The following is a 1,547-nucleotide window of genomic DNA, read 5'->3' as shown; positions in this document are numbered from 1 at the left end:
TGGGAGGCGGCGGGCCGGCCAGGCCGGAGTCGCGCGTGGGGGACTCTACTCGGGCGCTCCGACCAGCTCTCCGTCGGGCGAGACGGCGTACCAGCTTCCGCCCACGCCCTGCCCGTTGGTGTCGCCGGGCTTCTTGTCGCCGGCGAAGGTGTAGAGGGGCCAGCAGTCGATGGTCTGCTGCTCCTTGCCGTCGGGCCGCTTGAAGGTGACGTAGCCCCGGTTCGGGCCTGACCCCTTGAGCTCGATGCCTTCGGTGTCGTTCTTGTCGACCGGCGCGACGACCGGCCACTTGTCGAGGCACTCGCCGGTGCAGGCGGTCTTCATGGGCCAGGCGGAGTCCTTCGTGAACCGGTAGACGGTCCTGCCGTCCCTGTCCACGATGATGTCGCCGAGCTTGGGGTCCTTGCGGACGGAGAGACCGGGGCGGTCGGCGGGCTCCGCGCCCTGCTCATCGCCGTCCCCTTCACCGCCGCCGACGCCTTCGCCGCCGCCTCCTGCGGAGCCGGGTGCGGCCTTCTTCCCGTCGGGTGCGGCGGCGTACCAGGTGCCTCCGACGCCCTGGCCCTTGAGGTCGCCGGGTGCGGTGTCCTTGGCGTAGCGGTACATGGGCCAGCCGTCGACGGTGAGTTGCTTGGTGCCATCGGGGCGGGTGAGGACGCCGAGCTTCGACGCGTCGACACCCGACGGGGGCTTGGCGCCCTCCGCGGTCACCACCGGCCAGGCCTTGGCGCAGTCGCCTTCGCAGGCGGACTTGGGCGGGTTGGCGGAGTCCTTGTCGAAGCGGTAGAGGGTACGGCCCTCGCTGTCGGTGAGGACCTTGCCGAGCTGGGCGGTGTCACGGGCGGCGAGCTGACCGGCCTCGGAGATCTCGGCCCCCGCGGCGCCGGCGTCCTTGCCGTACCCGGCGCCGTAACCGTCTCCGTATCCCGCGCCGTTCCGGCCCGGGGCGCCGGCGGGTGCGGCCGCGCCGACCGACTGGCCGCCCAGGCTGTCGCCCTGGTCCTGTCCGCAGGCCGTCAGCGTCAGGGCGGCCGCCACGGCAGCCGCCGCGAGAGCGGCGTTGCGCCTGGTGTTCATCTCAACTCCCGTTGGTGTCCGGTGGTGTCCGGTTCCTCAGTGGCGTCCGCGGTGCGCCGTTGTCATGGCCCTAGGTACGGGTGCGGGGGCCGGGTGTGTTCAACGGCGGGCGAAAGACCTCGAAATTTCTCCGCCTACCTCCCTTCCGAACGGCCCGCGCGGACACGGGCGTTCGAGCGCTGTCCTCCATCAGGGGAATCCGCGCGGTTCCTCTCGTGCGACGGCACTGGCTTGATCATGCTCGTGCGCGTGTATGGAACCTCCCTCGCACGAGCAGCGGCGGCCGGTGCGCTGGCCTGTCCGCTCGTCCTCTCCTCCGCCCTCGTGCCGCAGGCCGCCGCGGACGCGTGCGCCTACGCCTCGACCGGCCCGGGCGGTACGACGGCGGTGTCCGTCGCGGGCGGCGGCGCCACGTGCACGCCCGCCCCCGTTCCCGTACCGCCGCCTCCGCCGGTGCCGACGCCCACGCC

The 1,547-nt window shown here is 72.8% G+C and carries 1 protein-coding gene and 1 pseudogene; one reads left to right on the top strand and one right to left on the bottom strand.

The features are described from left to right. Positions 1-45: 45 nt before the first annotated feature. Positions 46-1,077: an SCO0930 family lipoprotein gene (locus HTZ82_RS23670; protein ID WP_175411439.1), complete on the bottom strand. Its 1,032-nt coding sequence runs from the start codon at positions 1,075-1,077 to the stop codon at positions 46-48. Positions 1,078-1,326: 249 nt separating this feature from the next. Between HTZ82_RS23670 and HTZ82_RS23665 the strand changes: the two are divergent. Next, positions 1,327-1,547 (top strand): annotated as a pseudogene (locus tag HTZ82_RS23665) (hypothetical protein); the annotation flags it as partial.

Source organism: Streptomyces sp. TRM64462 (assembly GCF_013362995.1).
GTDB lineage: Bacteria > Actinomycetota > Actinomycetes > Streptomycetales > Streptomycetaceae > Streptomyces.
Note: the sequence above shows the minus strand (reverse complement) of the source record. Positions and strands in the feature narration are given on the sequence as shown.